Source organism: Pseudomonas boreofloridensis (assembly GCF_030580795.1).
GTDB classification, from domain to species: Bacteria; Pseudomonadota; Gammaproteobacteria; order Pseudomonadales; family Pseudomonadaceae; genus Aquipseudomonas; species Aquipseudomonas boreofloridensis.
Genome location: NZ_JAUQOQ010000010.1, coordinates 172,900 through 189,496 on the forward strand (window position 1 = coordinate 172,900; position 16,597 = coordinate 189,496).

16 protein-coding genes are annotated in these 16,597 nt (G+C 63.6%); 11 read left to right on the forward strand and 5 right to left on the reverse strand.

Going from position 1 to position 16,597, the window contains the following annotated elements; genetic code table 11:
* Positions 1–65 precede the first annotated feature (65 nt).
* Genes argJ through Q6A47_RS14365 form a run of 3 tightly spaced genes read left to right on the forward strand, consistent with a single transcriptional unit; the run spans position 66 to position 2,911 of the window.
* On the forward strand, positions 66–1,283 hold the full coding sequence (gene argJ / locus Q6A47_RS14355; protein WP_039579833.1) for a bifunctional glutamate N-acetyltransferase/amino-acid acetyltransferase ArgJ: 1,218 nt from the start codon (positions 66–68) through the stop codon (positions 1,281–1,283).
* Positions 1,284–1,337: 54 nt separating this feature from the next.
* On the forward strand, positions 1,338–1,970 hold the full coding sequence (locus Q6A47_RS14360) for a glutathione S-transferase family protein (RefSeq protein WP_304484617.1): 633 nt from the start codon (positions 1,338–1,340) through the stop codon (positions 1,968–1,970).
* Positions 1,967–2,911 carry a Nudix family hydrolase gene (locus tag Q6A47_RS14365; protein ID WP_304484618.1) on the forward strand — a complete coding sequence of 315 codons (945 nt, stop codon included), beginning with the start codon at positions 1,967–1,969 and terminating at the stop codon, positions 2,909–2,911. Before Q6A47_RS14360 ends, Q6A47_RS14365 begins: the two co-directional genes overlap by 4 nt.
* Positions 2,912–2,974: 63 nt before the next feature.
* Here the strand turns inward: Q6A47_RS14365 and Q6A47_RS14370 are convergent, their stop codons facing one another.
* From Q6A47_RS14370 to Q6A47_RS14380, 3 genes are read right to left on the reverse strand one after another with little or no spacing between them, the layout of a single operon-like run.
* On the reverse strand, positions 2,975–3,541 hold the full coding sequence (locus Q6A47_RS14370; RefSeq protein ID WP_039579825.1) for a cob(I)yrinic acid a,c-diamide adenosyltransferase: 567 nt from the start codon (positions 3,539–3,541) through the stop codon (positions 2,975–2,977).
* Position 3,542: 1 nt separating this feature from the next.
* Positions 3,543–5,573, reverse strand: a complete 2,031-nt coding sequence (locus tag Q6A47_RS14375) for a HAMP domain-containing sensor histidine kinase (protein ID WP_039579822.1) — start codon at positions 5,571–5,573, stop codon at positions 3,543–3,545.
* Positions 5,574–5,603: 30 nt separating this feature from the next.
* Positions 5,604–6,521 carry a putative 2-dehydropantoate 2-reductase gene (locus Q6A47_RS14380; RefSeq protein ID WP_304484619.1) on the reverse strand — a complete coding sequence of 306 codons (918 nt, stop codon included), beginning with the start codon at positions 6,519–6,521 and terminating at the stop codon, positions 5,604–5,606.
* Between the two features lie 98 nt (positions 6,522–6,619).
* Here Q6A47_RS14380 and Q6A47_RS14385 point away from each other — a divergent pair, with 98 nt between their 5' ends.
* The 3 genes from Q6A47_RS14385 (at position 6,620) to Q6A47_RS14395 (ending at position 9,506) form a co-directional block, all read left to right on the forward strand.
* Entirely contained in the window at positions 6,620–7,105 is a 486-nt protein-coding gene (locus Q6A47_RS14385; protein ID WP_039579816.1) for a YajQ family cyclic di-GMP-binding protein, read from the forward strand.
* A 115-nt stretch (positions 7,106–7,220) separates the two neighbouring features.
* Complete coding sequence (locus tag Q6A47_RS14390) at positions 7,221–8,063, forward strand: mechanosensitive ion channel family protein (protein WP_039579813.1); 843 nt, start codon at positions 7,221–7,223, stop codon at positions 8,061–8,063.
* Between the two features lie 198 nt (positions 8,064–8,261).
* Entirely contained in the window at positions 8,262–9,506 is a 1,245-nt protein-coding gene (locus Q6A47_RS14395) for an MFS transporter (protein WP_039579810.1), read from the forward strand.
* 63 nt (positions 9,507–9,569) lie between these two features.
* Here Q6A47_RS14395 and Q6A47_RS14400 read toward each other — a convergent pair whose 3' ends face one another.
* Both Q6A47_RS14400 and Q6A47_RS14405 read right to left on the reverse strand, forming a co-directional pair.
* Positions 9,570–11,117 (reverse strand): AmpG family muropeptide MFS transporter, encoded by a 1,548-nt coding sequence (locus Q6A47_RS14400; protein WP_039579807.1) that lies wholly within the window; start codon positions 11,115–11,117, stop codon positions 9,570–9,572.
* 43 nt (positions 11,118–11,160) lie between these two features.
* Positions 11,161–11,514, reverse strand: coding sequence for an MGMT family protein (locus Q6A47_RS14405; RefSeq protein WP_029614819.1), 354 nt, complete (start codon positions 11,512–11,514; stop codon positions 11,161–11,163).
* A 151-nt stretch (positions 11,515–11,665) separates the two neighbouring features.
* On the opposite strand from Q6A47_RS14405, the gene Q6A47_RS14410 reads away from it, so the two are divergent.
* The 5 genes from Q6A47_RS14410 to groL all read left to right on the forward strand — a co-directional run bounded on the left by Q6A47_RS14410 (position 11,666) and on the right by groL (position 16,319).
* Positions 11,666–12,673, forward strand: a complete 1,008-nt coding sequence (locus Q6A47_RS14410; protein WP_039579801.1) for a DUF481 domain-containing protein — start codon at positions 11,666–11,668, stop codon at positions 12,671–12,673.
* Between the two features lie 136 nt (positions 12,674–12,809).
* Complete coding sequence (locus Q6A47_RS14415; protein ID WP_304484620.1) at positions 12,810–13,541, forward strand: HugZ family pyridoxamine 5'-phosphate oxidase; 732 nt, start codon at positions 12,810–12,812, stop codon at positions 13,539–13,541.
* A gap of 66 nt (positions 13,542–13,607) precedes the next feature.
* The gene (locus Q6A47_RS14420) at positions 13,608–14,069 is read left to right on the forward strand and encodes an FxsA family protein (protein WP_029614822.1); all 462 of its coding nucleotides are present in this window, start codon (positions 13,608–13,610) and stop codon (positions 14,067–14,069) included.
* A 264-nt stretch (positions 14,070–14,333) separates the two neighbouring features.
* Positions 14,334–14,627 (forward strand): co-chaperone GroES, encoded by a 294-nt coding sequence (locus Q6A47_RS14425; RefSeq protein ID WP_029614823.1) that lies wholly within the window; start codon positions 14,334–14,336, stop codon positions 14,625–14,627.
* A gap of 48 nt (positions 14,628–14,675) precedes the next feature.
* The gene (gene groL, locus Q6A47_RS14430; protein ID WP_029614824.1) at positions 14,676–16,319 is read left to right on the forward strand and encodes a chaperonin GroEL; all 1,644 of its coding nucleotides are present in this window, start codon (positions 14,676–14,678) and stop codon (positions 16,317–16,319) included.
* Positions 16,320–16,597 lie beyond the last annotated feature (278 nt).

The following is a 16,597-nucleotide window of genomic DNA, read 5'->3' on the forward strand; positions in this document are numbered from 1 at the left end:
GTGCCGCGATGGGGCGCAAAGCGGCCCTGCTTTTCGCAATCCATTCATTTCCAAGGAGCGTTCCAATGGCTGTCGGTCTCGGTCCCCTGCCTACCCTGCACCCGGTTCCCGGTTTCGAACTCGGCATCGCCTCGGCGGGCATCAAGCGCCCCGGACGCAAGGATGTGGTGGTCATGCGCTGCGCCGAAGGCTCCAGCGTGGCCGGCGTGTTCACCCTCAACGCCTTCTGCGCGGCGCCGGTGATCCTCTCCAAGCAACGTGTCCACGGTCCTGTGCGCTACCTGCTGACCAACACCGGCAACGCCAACGCCGGTACCGGCGCGCTGGGGCTGGCCGCTGCCGAGCGCACCTGCGCCAAGCTCGCTGAGCTGGCGGGCGTGCCTGCCGAAGCGGTGCTGCCATTCTCGACCGGTGTGATCGGCGAGCCGCTGCCGGTCGAGAAGATCGAGGGCGCCTTGCAGGCGGCGCTGGACGATCTGTCGGAAAACAACTGGGCTGAAGCCGCCACCGGCATCATGACCACCGACACCTTGCCCAAGGGGGCCAGCCGCCAGTTCCAGCATGACGGCGTGACCGTCACCGTCACCGGGATCAGCAAGGGCGCGGGCATGATCCGCCCGAACATGGCCACCATGCTCGGCTACATCGCCACCGACGCCAAGGTCGCCCCGGCCGTACTCAAGGACCTGATGCTCGACGGCGCCAACAAGTCGTTCAACCGCATCACCATCGATGGTGATACCTCGACCAACGACTGCTGCATGCTGATCGCCACTGGTCAGGCCGACCTGCCGGAGGTCACGCAGGCCAGCGGCGCGCTGTTCGAGGCGCTGAAGCAGGCGGTATTCGAGGTGTGCATGGAGGTGGCGCAGGCCATCGTGCGCGACGGCGAAGGGGCGACCAAGTTCGTCACCGTGCAGGTCAACGGCGGCGGTAATCACCAGGAGTGCCTGGACGTCGGTTATGCCGTGGCCCACTCGCCGCTGATCAAGACCGCGCTGTTCGCCTCCGATCCGAACTGGGGGCGCATTCTCGCGGCCGTCGGCCGTGCGGGGGTACCGCAGTTGGACGTGAGCTTGATCGATGTCTACCTGGGGGACGTGTGCATCGCCAGCCAGGGGGGGCGCAGCCCGAGCTACACCGAGGAGCAGGGCTCGGCGGTGATGGCTCAGGAAGAGATCACCATCCGTATCGAGCTGGGCCGGGGCCAGTGCAGCGAGACGATCTGGACCACTGACCTGTCCCACGAGTACGTGAAGATCAACGCCGAGTACCGTACCTGATACACCCGGGGCCGCAGGGCGGCCCCACCTCTTCCGATCGATGGAGCCGACCCCATGAACTATCACCTGATCATCGGCGACAAGCTGTATTCCTCCTGGTCCCTGCGCGGTGCGCTGGCTCTGGAACTGGCCGGCGTGCCTTATGAGGAAACGCTCGTCAAACTGAACCAGGCCGATACCTCCACGCGTCTTCTGGCCTATTCGGCCACGGGTAAAGTACCCGTACTCAAGACCGAACACGGCACCATCGCCGACTCCCTGGCCATCGCCGAGTACCTCAACGAACAGCATCCCCAGGCGCAGTTGTGGCCGGCGGACGTGGCCGCGCGCGCTCAGGCCCGCTCGGCCTGTGCGCAGATGCACAGTGGCTTCTTCGCCTTGCGCGGTGCCATGCCGTTCGACCTGTCGCGCAATCAGGCGTTGGACAGTGTGCCGCTCGACGTGCAGACCGACATCGACCGCATGGTCGCGCTGTGGTCCGAGTGCCGCCTGGTGGCCAAGGACAGCGGTCCCTTCCTGTTCGGTCGTGCGAGCCTGGCCGATGCCTTCTTCGCCCCGGTAGCCGTGCGTTTGCGCACCTATCGCGTGGCCGTGCCGGCGGAGGCTGCGGCCTACATCGAGACGATCTACAACTGGCCGGCCTTCCAGGCCTGGCAGCAAGCCGGTCTGGCGGAGCGTGCCGGATGAAGCGGGTGCATGTCGCGGCAGCCGTGATTCGCGGCGAGGATGGCCGCATCCTGATCGCCCGGCGTGCCGACTCCCAGCATCAGGGCGGCTTGTGGGAGTTTCCCGGTGGCAAGGTCGAATCGGGTGAAGACGTCGAGACGGCGCTGGCCCGTGAGCTGCGCGAGGAGTTGGGCATCGAAGTCGGCGCTTCGCGTCCGCTGATCCAGGTCAGTCACGATTATCCGGACAAGCAAGTGCTGCTGGATGTGCGTGAGGTCACCGCGTTCAGCGGCCAGCCCCACGGTGCCGAGGGCCAGCCGCTGGCCTGGGTGTCGCCGCGCGAGTTGCCGCAGTACAGCTTCCCCGAGGCCAACACACCGATCGTGGCCGCAGCGCGGTTGCCCGACCGCTATCTGATCACCCCGGACGGCCTGGAAACACCGCAACTGTTGCGCGGTATCCAGAAGGCGGTGGCTGATGGCATCCGCTTGATTCAACTGCGTGCCCCGGACATGTACGACCCGCAGTACCGCGATGTGGCGGTAGATGCGGTAGGACTGTGCGCGGGCAAGGCGCAGTTGATGCTCAAGGGGCCGTTGGAGTGGCTGGGCGACTTTCCTTCCGCTGGTTGGCACCTGACTGCGGCGCAGTTGCGCAAGTACGCCGCCAAAGGTCGTCCGTTTCCCACCGACCGTTGGCTGGCGGCCTCGTGCCATGGCGCCGAGGAGCTGGAGCTGGCGCGGCAGATGGGGGTTGACTTCGTCACCCTGTCGCCCGTGCAGCCGACGCAAACGCATCCCGACGCGACGCCAATCGGTTGGGGCCAAGCGCAGCGGTTGATCGCTGGGTTCGAGCATCCGGTGTTTCTATTGGGTGGCGTCGGTCCTGAGGACCGAGTGCGCGCCTGGCAGGTGGGCGGGCAGGGCGTTGCAGGCATTCGGGCGTTCTGGCCTGAGGTCTGACGAGTTTGGCTCTGGTGCAGCAGGGCAGGGCCGCGATGCGGCCCGCGTTCTGCCGCCACCCGTCTAGCCCTGCGGTTTCTCTGCCGCCTGCCACAGCACCTCAGCAACACCCTGGCGTCTTCCGATAATCCTTGCCGCCACGAACAGCAGATCGGACAGCCGATTGATGTACGCCAACCCCACCCCTTCCAACGGCTCCAGGGCATTGAGCTGCTGACACCGCCGCTCGGCGCTACGGGCCTGCGCCCGGCATACGTGGGCCTGGGCCACCAAGGCCGAGCCGCTGGGCAGGATGAAGTTCTTCAACGGTCCCAGTTCGTCGTTCCAACGGTCGATGGCCGCTTCAAGTCGGCCCACCTCCGCTTGGTTCAGCGCCTGGTAACTGGGCATCGCCAGTTCGCCACCGAGGTCGAACAGCCGGTGCTGGCAAGGTTCGAGCACCTCGCTCAGTTCGACCAATCCGTGTTCGGCCAGTCCCGCCAGCAGCAGGCCCAACTGGCTGTTGAGCATGTCCACCTCGCCGATGGCCTCGATGCGCGGGTGGTCCTTGGGCACGCGGCGGCCATCGCCCAGGCCGGTTTCGCCCTGGTCACCGGTGCGGGTGTAGATCTTCGACAGGCGATAGCCCATGTCATGCCTCCGTCTGCTGCGAGCGGTGCGCGCCCGCTTGACTGAGGGGCAGGCGCAGGGTGAAACAGGTGCCCTGTCCCGGGGTGGAGTGCACCTCCATCTGCCCCTTGTGGTTGTTGGTGATGATGAAGTACGACACCGACAGCCCCAGGCCCGTACCCTGGCCGATCTCCTTGGTGGTGAAGAATGGCTCGAAAGTGCGCTTGCGCACCGACTCGGGCATGCCCACGCCGTTGTCTTCCACCTGGATCTCGGCCCACGGGGGATTGAGCCGTGTGCGCAACACGATGCGCCCCGGCTCGCTGGGCGCCGGGCGCTGGTGAATGGCCTGGGCAGCGTTCTTCAGCAGGTTGAGCAGCACCTGCTCCAGTTCGTTCGCCGTGCACGGTACTGGCCCCAATTCTGGATCGAACTGGCGGACGATGGCCTGGCCCTTGAAGTCGAAGCCGCCGGTCAGGTCGAAGTCGTTGCCGGCAATTTCCAGCGCTTGGTCGATCAGGGCGGGCAGGTCGCAGGGCGCCAGTTGTCGATCGCTGCGGCGGCTGAAACTGAGCATGTGGGTGACGATCTTCGCTGCGCGCGCGCCTGCCTGACGAATACCTTCGAGCAGTTGCGGCACCTCGCGGCTGTCCAGGTAGCGGTTGACGGTAGCCAGTTCGATGCCCAATTCCTCAGCCTGCTGTTGATTGCGCGGCAACTCCGGCGACAATCGCCGGCGGATGTTCTGCACGTTGTGCAGGATCGCGCCAAGCGGGTTGTTGATCTCGTGCGCCATGCCCGCCGCCAGACCGCCCACCGAGAGCATCTTTTCCGATTGCACCATCATTTCCTCCAACGACAGGCGCTGGGTGATGTCGTCGATTCGGATCACTACGCCGCGTCCGCCGCCGCCGGTCAGGGGATAGAAGGTCAGGGCGTAGTGGCGCGGCTCGTCGTCCTTGGGCCAGGTGACCCGGTCGATCTTGGCCACCCGGTGCTTCTGCACGGTGTCCTTGAGTTGCGGCAGGAACGGCTTGAGCGGCTCGAAGGCGATGAAGATCGGCTGGTTCAGCGCCTGGTGCAGTGGCGTGCCGGAGAGCGCCGTGGCCTCCTGGTTCCACTGGGTGACGTAGAGCTGTTCGTCGAGGGCGATAAGCGCCGAAGGCATGGAGTCGATGATGCTGTTGAGGTAGTTCTGAAAGCCGGTGAGCTTCTTCTCGATCTTGCTGCGCACCTGCACTTCCAGCTCCAGCTTGCGGTTGGTGTGGCGGGTCTCCTCAGCCAGGCCCTGGGCCTGGTCATAGGCCGACTGGAACTCGTCGCGGGCACGCTTGAGCTGGTCTTCGCGCGCCTCGATGCGCGACAGCATGGTATTGAAGGCCGCGGCCAGGCTGCCGATCTCGTCGTCGTTGCCGCGCTGGGCGCGCAGGGCGTAGCTCTCTTCGCGGGTGACCTGGCGCGACAACTCTTCCAGACGGTTGATCGGCTGGGTGATCAGGCGTTTGATCTGCCGGGCGATGACCACCCACAGCAGCACGCTGAACACCAGGATCGCCAGGCTCGCCGACAGGGTGCCGGTGTAGAAGGCCATCGGCAGCTCGCTGCTGGCCACCAGCAGCAAGTGCGCGGGCGGGTTGCCGGGGCGCGGCAGGGCGATCAACTGGGTATTGCGAAATTCGGTCAGGCGCCAGCCGTCGATGTTGCGGTAGCGCTTGGGCATGCTCAACGCTTGGCCATGCTGGAGCTGGGCGAGCAGCTTGCCATCGCTGCCGTAGACGGCCGCGGCGCGCAGTGGCGTGTAGCTGTCCAATTCCTTGAGCAGGGCGTGGGCGTCCTCCGCGGATTCGCTGGCCTGCGCCGAAAGCTGTGGATTGGCCACCAGGCGGCCAATGGTCTGCAGGGCTTGCGGGCCCATGCTGTCCTGGGTGATCCAGTAGGCGGCGCTGATGAAGGCCAGGTTGGCTACCAGCAGAATGGTCACCAAAAGCACCAGCAGCGCGGCCAGCAGTTTCTGCCCGACCGGGAGGTTTTCCAGGCGTTGGCGCAAGGTCATGGCAAGGTCCGTGTGGAAGGGTGGGCGACGTCAGTCGCAGGGCAGGTTGCGCGCCTGCAGCTTATCGACCAGCCGCTGGTGCAGGCGTTCCAGGGCAGGTGTCGCCACGGCATGGCGCTTGGCGACACGGCAGACGTACCCGAGCAGGTAGTGCACCTCGGTGCGGCGTCCGGCCTGCACGTCCTGGTACATGGAAGAATAGTTGGCAGCGGTGGCCAGGATCACCCGCTGCACATCCTCGGCCAGATCCTGCGCGGCCTGGGGTTGGCCGGCCTGTTCGAGCAACTCGCCGAGCTCCCGGCACAGGCTGTCGATTGCGTCCAGGTGCCCGAGCAGGCCGCCGTTGGCGCAGTCGTGCAGCACTGTCAGCGGGTTGATCGCGCAGTTCAGGGCCAGCTTGCGCCACAGGCGAGTGAGGATGTCCACGGTCCACTCGGCGGGGATGCCGGCGTCTTGCAGGTCGCCGAACCAGTCCGGTTGGGCTGGATTCAGCGGGTCGCCTAGCCAGTTGAAGCCTTGGCCGGCGAAGCGCACCTGCCAGTCCTGCTCACGGTACGCGCCTTCGGTGCTGGAAGCGAAAATGCAACGCGCCTGGGGGACCAGCGCCGCCACCTCGTCCTGGCTGCCCAGGCCGTTCTGCAACAGGATCAACTGCGCGTCGCTCGCCAGCCGTGGGGCGATGCAGGCGACGGCAGCCGCAGCGTCATACGCTTTGCAGGCCACCAGCACACGATGGATCGGGCCGCTGTCGCCGCAACACTGCGCGGGAATGGCGAACGAGGTGGTCTGCTGCGCTTCGACCAGCGTCAGCCCACCGGCGGCCCGGTAGGCGGCCAGGCGCTGGTGGTCGCGCAGCAGCAACTGAACGGCTTTGCCCGCCCGCGCCAGGCGGCAGGCCCAGAGGCTACCGAGGCTGCCGGCGCCGAGAATGTGCCAGGTGCTGCTCATCTGCGTTTCGCAACCCGTTATAATGAGCGGGCATTTTAACCGTCAAACCCGACGCGCTCCATCTTCGCATCGAGCGCGCTTTTTTATGGAGAACACCCATGCCGTCGTTCGACGTGGTATCGGAACTGGACAAGCACGAAGTGAAGAACGCGGTCGACAACGCTATCAAGGATCTGGACCGCCGCTACGACCTCAAGGGCAAGGGCACCTTCGAGTTCAAGGACAAAGATCAGACCATACTGCTGACTGCTGAGGAGGAGTTCCAGCTCGAGGCCATGCTGGAGATCCTCCGCTTGGCACTGGTCAAGCGCAAGATCGACGTGAAGTGCCTGGAAACCCAAGACCCCTACGCCTCCGGTAAGGAGAAGAAGCAGGAAGCCAAGTTCCGCGAGGGCATCGACAAGGACCTGGCGAAAAAGATCGTCGCCACCATCAAAGATGCCAAGCTCAAGGTCCAGGCCGCCATCCAGGGCGAGCAGGTCCGCATCACCGGCAAGAAGCGTGACGACCTGCAGGAAGCCATTGCCCTGCTGCGCACCAAGGAATTCGAGATGCCGTTGCAGTACAACAACTTCCGCGATTGATCAGGCTTTTCCCAGGAACCCGATGGCGGCATGAGCGGTCCATCGGTTCCGGGCCGCTGGACGCACGGCGGCCTGCTTCATTCAAGACCTGCCGTCAGGCATTCAGGAGAAGAACATGGATTTGAACGCCGAAGTCGACCAACTGGTTCGCCAGTCCCAGACTTGGATTCCCTTGATCATGGCCTACGGCAGCCGCCTGTTGCTGGCGCTGCTCACACTCGCCATCGGCTGGTGGGTCACCAGCAAGATCAGTGACCGCCTGGGACGGCTGGTGGGCTTGCGCGTCGCCGATCCGGCCTTGCAGGGTTTCATTCGCACCCTGGCCAATATCGCCTTGAAAGTGATGCTGGCGATCAGTGTGGCCTCGATGATCGGCATCGAAACCACCTCGTTCGTCGCTGCCATGGGGGGTGCGGTACTGGCCATCGGTCTGGCGCTGCAGGGCAGCCTGGCGAACTTCGCCGGCGGCGTGCTGATCCTGCTGTTCAGACCGTTCCGCATCGGCGACTGGATCGAAGCCCAGGGCGTCAGCGGCACCGTCGACAGCATCCAGATCTTCCATACCGTGCTGCGCACCGGTGACAACAAGACGGTGATCCTGCCCAACGGCAGCCTGTCCAACGGCATCATCACCAACACCAACCGCCAGCCGACGCGCAAGGTGGTGTTCGATGTCGGCGTCGATTACGAAGCCGACCTGCAGAAAGCGCGCAATGTGTTGCTGGAGCTGGCCAAGGATCCGCGCGTACTGGCCGATCCTGCGCCGGTGGCGGTGGTGTCGAACCTGGGCGACAGTTCGATCACCGTGTCGCTGCGCCTGTGGACCAAGACCTCCGACTACTGGGACATGATGTTCATGCTCAACGAGCAGGCCCGTGACCGGCTGAAGGCCGAGGGCATCGACATTCCGTTCCCTCAGCGGGTGGTTCGCGTGGTGCAGGAGGCGGCTGCGCAATAAGCGCGTCTCCTGCGCCGGCGCATGGCCGGCTTTTCAGCGGCAAAAGGCCGCGCTTGCAGGGAATCTTCCCCAGCCAGCGCGGCCTTTTGCCGTCTCAGCACGGTCAGCGAGTAGCACCTTTACACTTGCTCACAACACTGGCCCGCCGTTTATGGCATATACCCTGGCCCTCCCTTTGCCTTGCCGCGATACCCCACCATGAAACCACTGCTGTACATCACCCCTCTGCGCGCGCTGCTCTTCGGCCTCACCCTGGCGCTGTTCGAGTTGCTCACCTACCTGGCCAGCGACGCCGTGATGCCGGCCATGCCGGTGGTGGTCGACCACCTGCAGGCCAGTCCCGAGTTCATTCCCCATGCGCTGAACCTCTACCTGCTCGGCGGCGTGCTGCTGCAGTGGCTGATCGGACCCTTGGCCGACCGCTATGGCCGTCGCCCGCTGCTGCTGGGTGGCTGCATTTTCTTCGGCATTGCCTGCCTGGCGACCTTCTGGGTCCAGGACATTGGTCTGTTCAACCTGCTGCGCCTGCTGCAGGGCATCGGCCTGGGCTTCGTGGTGACGGTGAGCTATCCGGCGCTGAACGAAGCCTTCAGCGAGGCGGACGCGGTGCGGATGATGGCGCTGCTGGCCAACATCGCCCTGCTCTCGCCGTTGCTCGGACCGCTGGTCGGCACCTTGCTGCTGCAATGGCTGGACTGGCGCTGGCTGTTCGTGGCCTTCGCCGTCGGTGCCTTGTTGTGCTGGGGATTGTTGTACCGGCTGATGCCCGAAACCTTGGGCGTGGAACGTCGCGATGGCTCGCGCCTGGCATTCACGCCGATCCATCTGCTGCCGCTGCTGGCCGGCTACGGGCAACTGCTGAAGAACCGTCAGTTCGTTGCTGGCAGCGCGGCATTGGGTCTGGTGGGGCTGCCACTGATTGGCTGGATCGGCTTGTCGCCGGTGCTGCTGATCCATGACGAAGGGCTGAGCACTCTGGATTACGCCCTGTGGCAATTGCCGGTGTTCGGCGGGTTGATCCTGGGCAATCTGATCATCAACCGGATTGCCGACCGTTACCCGCTACCCGCGTTGGTGCGCGGTGCGCTGTGGCCTTACCTGGCGGGTCTGGGGTTGCTGGTGCTGGCGACCTGGCTACGACCGACGGTGATCAGCGTAGTGGCCGGCATGTCGCTGTACGCATTGGGCCTGGGTGTGGCCAACGCGGTGCTGTACCGCATGACGCTGTTTGCCAGCGAGCAGAGCAAGGGGCTGGTCTCGGCCATGCTGGGCATGATCACCATCGCCCTGCTGGGGCTCGGCGGCGCGTTGCTGGCGATGATCGGCGCCGGCGCCAGCTTGCTGCACTTCGCGCTGGCGGCGGGGATCGCCGGTGCACTGGCGATCTGGCCGCTGTGGTTCATCGTTGGCGGGCGGGGCGGGGAAGGGGTCGTCGCGGGTTGAGGCGCGCGTGAATCGATCGCTGCTGCGCGGCGCCGCGCCTGCCGGGGCCGGCGCGGCGATCGATCAGGGCTGCTCGCTCGTCTGGGTTTGCGCCTCGACCTGCTTGCCGCGTTTGATCTCCTGATGCCAGTGCAGGGCAATCAGGATCAGCGTCGGCACGCCCAACAGGGCGGTGATGATGAAGAAGTTGTGGTAACCGAACTTCTCCACCATCACGCCCGAGTAGCCGCCGATCAGGCGTGGCAGCAGCAGCATGATCGAGCTCAGCAGCGCGTATTGGGTGGCAGAGAACTTCAGGTTGGTCAGGCTCGACAGGTAGGCGACGAAGGCCGAGGTGGCCATCCCTGAGCTGAAGTTGTCCAGCGAGATGGTCACCACCAGCATCTCCAGGTTCGGTCCCATGTCGGCCAACATCACGAACAGGATGTTGGTGGCCGCCGAGGCGATGCCGCCGATGAACAGGATCGGCAGGATGCCGAAGCGCACAATCAGCAGCCCGCCGACGCCAGCACCCACCAAGGTCATGATCAGGCCGAAGATCTTGCTCACGCTGGCGATCTGATCCTTGGTGAAGCCCATGTCGATGTAGAACACGTTGGCCATCACGCCCATCACCGTGTCCGACATTCGATAGGTAGCGATCAGCCCCAGCAACAGCAGGGCCTGCCAGCGGTAGCGGACGATGAAGTCGTTGACCGGCGTCAGCACCGGCGCCAGGCCACGCCGGCCCATGGAAGACAGACAGGCCCAGGTCAGCAGCGCGTACAGGATCAGGCGCAGGAAGGCACGGTCTTCGCGCAGCAGGTCGAGCATCGTCGCATTGCCGAACACCACGCTGGCCCAGTCGGTGTTGAACATCTGGGTGAAGCTTGCCGGTACCGACACCAATAGGATGATCAGCACGAACACCGAGGCCAACTGGTGCATCAGGCCATAGCGCGCGGCCGACAGTTGGGTGCGCAGCGGCACCGCCGGTTCGCGCATCACCAAGGTGGTGAACAGCGCGGGCAGCATGAGCACGCCGAACAGGACATAGGTGCCGGTCCAGGCTTTGTGCAGATAACTGAAACCGGTGGAGCCGAACCACTCGGCGAAGAACAGCGCGCCTGCGGTGGCCAGCAGTGCAGCGACCCGATAGCCGGCCATGTAGCTGGCCGCCAAGGCGGCCTGGCGCTGGTCGTCGGCGATTTCCAGGCGGTAGGCATCGACGGCGATGTCCTGGGTGGCCGAGGCGAACGCCACCAGCACCGCCAGGGCAATCAGCCAAGACAGGTGCTTCTGCGGGTCGCACAGGCCCATGCCCATCAACCCCACCACCACCAGCACTTGTGACAGCAATAACCAGGAGCGACGTCGGCCCATGCCGCCCAGTACCGGCAGACGCCATTGGTCCAGCAGCGGTGACCAGACCCACTTGAAGGCATAGGCCAGACCGATCAGGCTGGCGTAGCCGATGGTTTCGCGGGCGACTCCCGCTTCGCGCAGCCACACCGAGAGCGTGGAAAACACCAGCATGTAAGGCAGGCCGGCGGCAAAGCCGAGCAACAACAGCACCAGCGTTGACGGGCTGGCATAGGCAGCGAGCGCAGCGCGCCAGGTTTTACGGGGCATGGGCCAACATCTGCCTCAAATTTGCGAAAACAAAGCGCGCACTCTAACCGCTGTGCTCCATCGGGCGCCAGCCATGGCGCGACATATCCACGCGATTGTTGGCGACATTCACGCCCTCTGCGCGCAGCCTGGCGCGCTGCTCGTCGCCAGAGGGGGTGCCCGGTGCCAGGCTCAGTCGTCCGCCGGCGCCCAGCACGCGGTGCCAGGGCAGACGCGTGTCGCTCGGCAACTGGCCCAAGGTACGCCCGACCCAGCGCGCCGCTCGCCCCAGACCGGCCATTTCCGCCAACTGGCCGTAGCTGACCACTTTGCCTGCGGGCACTTGATCGAGCACCACATAGAGTGCCGTTCGTCGGACTTGAGGGTCGCCATTGTGCGGAATCGATTGTTCCAACATCAGGCTATCCCTGGGCTGCGAAGGAAAGCACCCAAATGAATGAGCGAAATGAGAATTGAACTCGTAGGCATAGGTCTGGTCTTTCCTTGCTCCGATCCCGGGTATCTGGATAATGCCCGACGTTTCCAGTCAATCGAACGCAAATTTGCCTATGTATTCTAGAGCCCTGCTGTGCCTCTTCGCCGCTTCCCTTTCAGCGCCCGTCCTGGCCGATACCGTTTGGATGAAAAACGGTGACCGCCTGACCGGCAAGATCAAGGTCTTCGATGGCGGCAAATTGCTACTGCAGACGCCTTATGGCGGCAACATTGCCTTGGACTGGAAGCAGATCAAGACCCTGGAAAGCGACCAGGAGTTGCTGGTCAAGCAGGATGCCGAGACCGGCGAGAAAGCCAAGTCGCTCAAGCCTGCCGAGTCCGGCAAGGTGATCCTGGCCAACGGCGAGGCGCCCAAGACCGTCGAGCTCGCCAGCATCGAGCAGATCATGAAGCCGCGCCCGTTGGTGGAAGACTTCATGTGGAAGGGCAACGTCGACCTGGCGCTGGACTACAAGCGCGCCGAGAAGAACACCGACGACTACGACATCGACTTCAAGACCACCGCCCGCCACGGCCGCTGGCGGCACACCGCCGAAGGCGAGTACAACCGCGAAACCAAGGACGACGTCACCACCACCAACAACTGGAGCGCCGAGTACGCGCTGGACCGCTTCCTCACCGAGAAGTGGTTCTGGCAGGGGCGCCTGGAGTACAAGCGCGACATGATCGAAGACTTGGCGCGCCAGCGCACGGTCGGTACCGGCCCGGGCTATCAGTTCTGGGACAACGAACTGGGCGCCTTCTCGCTCGGAACGCTGATCAACCGCACCGACTACGAGTACAGCGACGGCGGCAAGGACAACTTCTATTCCGCCGCCGTGAAGTGGGACTACAACCGCTACCTGATCGGCAAGAAGGTCGAGTTCTTCACCAACGGCGAGCTTGGCAAGCCGATCGGTTCGGTGGCCGATTACTCGCTGGATGCCGAAATGGGCCTGCGCTACAAGGTCACCGATTGGGCCTCCCTCAACCTCAAGGCCGAGAAAGACTTGATCCGCGGCACCCGCGACAGCGACCTGGACAAGACCCGCTACACCGCAGGCTTCGGCGTCGCCTGGTAAGGCAGCGGCAAGCCACAAGCGGCAAGAAGAATGGTGGGAGGTGCCGCCGAGGCACGTCCCACGCTTGCTTTTTCTTGCCGCTTGTAGCTAATAGCTTGCAGCTGCTTTCCGTAGCTGACTGCCAAGGAGATCCGCTGTGAGTACCCACGCCATTCGACCCGCTCGGGAGCTGCTGCTCAAGGAATACCGCGGCGTGCTGTCGACCCTGTCCAAGTCCATGCCCGGCTTTCCCTTCGGTTCGGTGGTGCCTTACTGCCTCGATGAGCAAGGGCGGCCGCTGCTCTTGATCAGCCGCATTGCCCAGCACACCCATAACTTGCAGCAAGACCCCAAGTGCTCGTTGCTGGTGGGCGAGCGCGAGGCCGAGGATGTGCAGGCCGTGGGGCGCCTGACGGTGATGGCCGAGGCGCGCAAGCTGGTCGAGTCGGAAGCCATCGAGGCTGCTGCCGACCGCTACTACCGCTACTTCCCCGATGCCAGCGACTACCACAAGGCCCACGACTTCGATTTCTGGGTGCTGGAGCCGGTGCGTCACCGCTACATCGGCGGCTTTGGCGCCATTCACTGGCTCGATCAGGTGACCCTGGCCAACCCCTTCGCGGGCGCGGTCGAGGCCAGCATGATTGCGCACATGAACAGCGATCATGCCAGCGCCATCGCGCATTATGTCGAGCTCTGTGGCCTGCCGCGCCGTGTGCCTGCCGAACTGGTCGGCATCGACAGCGAAGGGCTGCACCTGCGCATCGGCCATGCGGTCCATTGGCTGGCGTTTCCCAGCATTTGCAATACGCCGACACAAGTACGCGAAGCCTTGGTTTTGCTGGCGCGTGCTGACCGCTGGCCGGTTTACGAAATGAATCGGGGTTGAAATCCGTAGCATCGGCATCCATCTGATGGTCTTACTGGAAGGTTCACTTCCGTCGAGGAATCCTTGATGCGTGCTTTTCTATTGCTGTTCCTGATTTTTCCGGTGCTGGAGTTGTTCGTCTTCGTCAAAGTCAGCGCCGCGATTGGCTTCTTCCCAGCCTTGCTGCTGATCGTTGCCGGTTCGGCCCTGGGGCTGCTGGTGATGCGCATCGCGGGCCTGGCCACGGCGCTGCGTGCCCGTGAGAGCCTGCAGCGTGGCGAGTTGCCTGCCGAAGACATGTTCCAGGGCATGATGCTGGCGGTCGGTGGTGGCTTGCTGCTGCTGCCGGGTTTCATCAGCGACGTGCTGGGTCTGCTGTGCTTGCTGCCCTTCACTCGCCATCTGGCGGCGCGCAAACTGCGCCAGCGTGCCGAGGCCCAGGCCACCCGCCAGCGTGCGTTCCAGGATGACCCGCTGCATGGGCAGCCGCGTGATGGCGGTCATCGCCCCAATGTCATCGAGGGCGAGTACGAGCGCCGCGATCAGTAACCAGTCCCCTGTCTATCAAGCCCGTGCCATTTCGGTGGCGCGGGCTTGTTCATTTATAGGCGGCTGGGAGAAAAAAATTTCCAGCTTCACCCTTGTAATCGAACTGCGCGACCTCATGTAGTGGTCACCGCAAGGTTTCTGGTGGCGACACCAGACATGACATGCGGGGCTCGCCCGGTGCGGGCCCCCACCGGCAACGCCGGATAGCTCAACCCGCCGGTGTCACACCGGCCGATGAAAACCACACATTAGGAGAGATCGACAATGAAGCTTCGTCCTCTGCATGACCGCGTCGTCATCCGTCGCAGCGAAGAAGAATCGAAAACCGCTGGCGGTATCGTCCTGCCAGGTTCGGCCGCTGAAAAACCCAACCGTGGCGAAGTCGTCGCCGTTGGCACCGGTCGTGTCCTGGATAACGGCGAAGTGCGCGCGCTGGCCGTGAAAGTGGGTGACAAAGTGGTTTTCGGCCCGTACTCGGGCAGCAACACCGTGAAAGTCGATGGCGAAGACCTGCTGGTCATGGCCGAGAACGAAATCCTGGCCGTCATCGAAGGCTGATTTCCCCGACTTCCCGTTACTCCACAGAATTCCAAGGATTAAACGATCATGGCTGCTAAAGACGTAAAATTCGGCGATTCCGCTCGCAAGAAAATGCTCGTTGGTGTCAACGTTCTGGCTGACGCGGTAAAAGCGACTCTCGGCCCGAAAGGCCGCAACGTGGTCCTGGCCAAGAGCTTCGGCGCGCCGACCATCACCAAAGACGGTGTTTCGGTCGCCAAGGAAATCGAACTGAAAGACGCCTTCGAGAACATGGGCGCGCAACTGGTCAAGGAAGTCGCTTCCAAGGCCAACGATGCGGCCGGTGACGGCACCACCACCGCCACCGTCCTGGCCCAGGCCATCGTCAACGAAGGCCTGAAGGCTGTCGCTGCCGGCATGAACCCGATGGACCTCAAGCGCGGTATCGACAAGGCCACTTCCGCCGTCGTCGCCGAGCTGAAGAACCTGTCCAAGCCATGCGCCGATTCCAAGGCCATCGCTCAGGTCGGCACCATCTCCGCCAACTCCGACAACTCCATCGGTGAAATCATCGCCGAAGCCATGGAAAAAGTCGGCAAGGAAGGCGTGATCACTGTCGAGGAAGGTTCGGGTCTGGAAAACGAACTGTCCGTCGTCGAAGGCATGCAGTTCGACCGTGGCTACCTGTCGCCGTACTTCGTCAACAAGCCTGACACCATGGTCGCCGAGCTGGACAGCCCGCTGCTGCTGCTGGTCGACAAGAAGATCTCGAACATTCGTGAACTGCTGCCGGTTCTGGAAGCCGTGGCCAAAGCGGGTCGTCCGCTGCTGATCGTCGCCGAAGACGTCGAAGGCGAAGCACTGGCTACCCTGGTGGTCAACAACATGCGCGGCATCGTCAAGGTCGCTGCGGTCAAGGCCCCAGGCTTCGGCGACCGTCGCAAGGCCATGCTGCAGGACATCGCTGTCCTGACTGGCGGCCAGGTCATCTCCGAAGAAATCGGCCTGTCGCTGGAAACCGCTACCCTGGAGCACCTGGGTAACGCCAAGCGCGTGATCCTGTCCAAGGAAAACACCACCATCATCGACGGTGCGGGTGTAGACGGCGACATCGAAGCACGCGTCAAGCAAATCCGTGCGCAGATCGAAGAGACCTCATCCGACTACGACCGTGAGAAGCTGCAAGAGCGTCTGGCCAAGCTGGCCGGCGGTGTTGCCGTGATCAAGGTCGGTGCTGGCACCGAAGTCGAAATGAAAGAGAAGAAGGCCCGTGTCGAAGACGCCCTGCACGCTACCCGTGCTGCCGTCGAAGAAGGCGTGGTGCCTGGCGGCGGTGTTGCCCTGGTTCGCGCCCTGGCTGCGATCGCCGACCTGAAAGGTGACAACGAAGACCAGAACGTTGGTATCGCACTGCTGCGTCGCGCTGTCGAAGCACCGCTGCGTCAAATCACCGCCAACGCCGGTGACGAGCCGAGCGTGGTGGCCGACAAGGTCAAGCAGGGTTCGGGTAACTACGGCTACAACGCTGCGACTGGCGAGTACGGCGACATGATCGAGATGGGTATTCTGGATCCTGCCAAGGTGACTCGTTCGGCCCTGCAAGCGGCTGCTTCGATCGGTGGTCTGATGATCACTACCGAGGCGATGGTTGCTGATCTGCCGGAAGACAAGCCGGCCGGTGGTGGCATGCCGGATATGGGTGGCATGGGTGGTATGGGCGGCATGATGTAAGGTCCTCCCCACCTTGCTGTAAACGAAGAGCCCCGCCTTGTGTGGGGCTTTTTCGTTTTCTCTGGTTGAGGGATTTCTGGGAGGTGGTTTTGGGTGAATATCCGGATTTTTTGGTGAGGCTTAGTCACCTTTTCGCCCTTACGGCGACCCCCTTAATGAGATGGTCACCCCGGCACCCTACGAGGCGTACGCTTTCGTAGGGTGTTTTTACTTCGGAGACCGTCATCATGAGCAACGTGACCCTGATCGGCATCGACATCGGCAAACATACCTTCCAC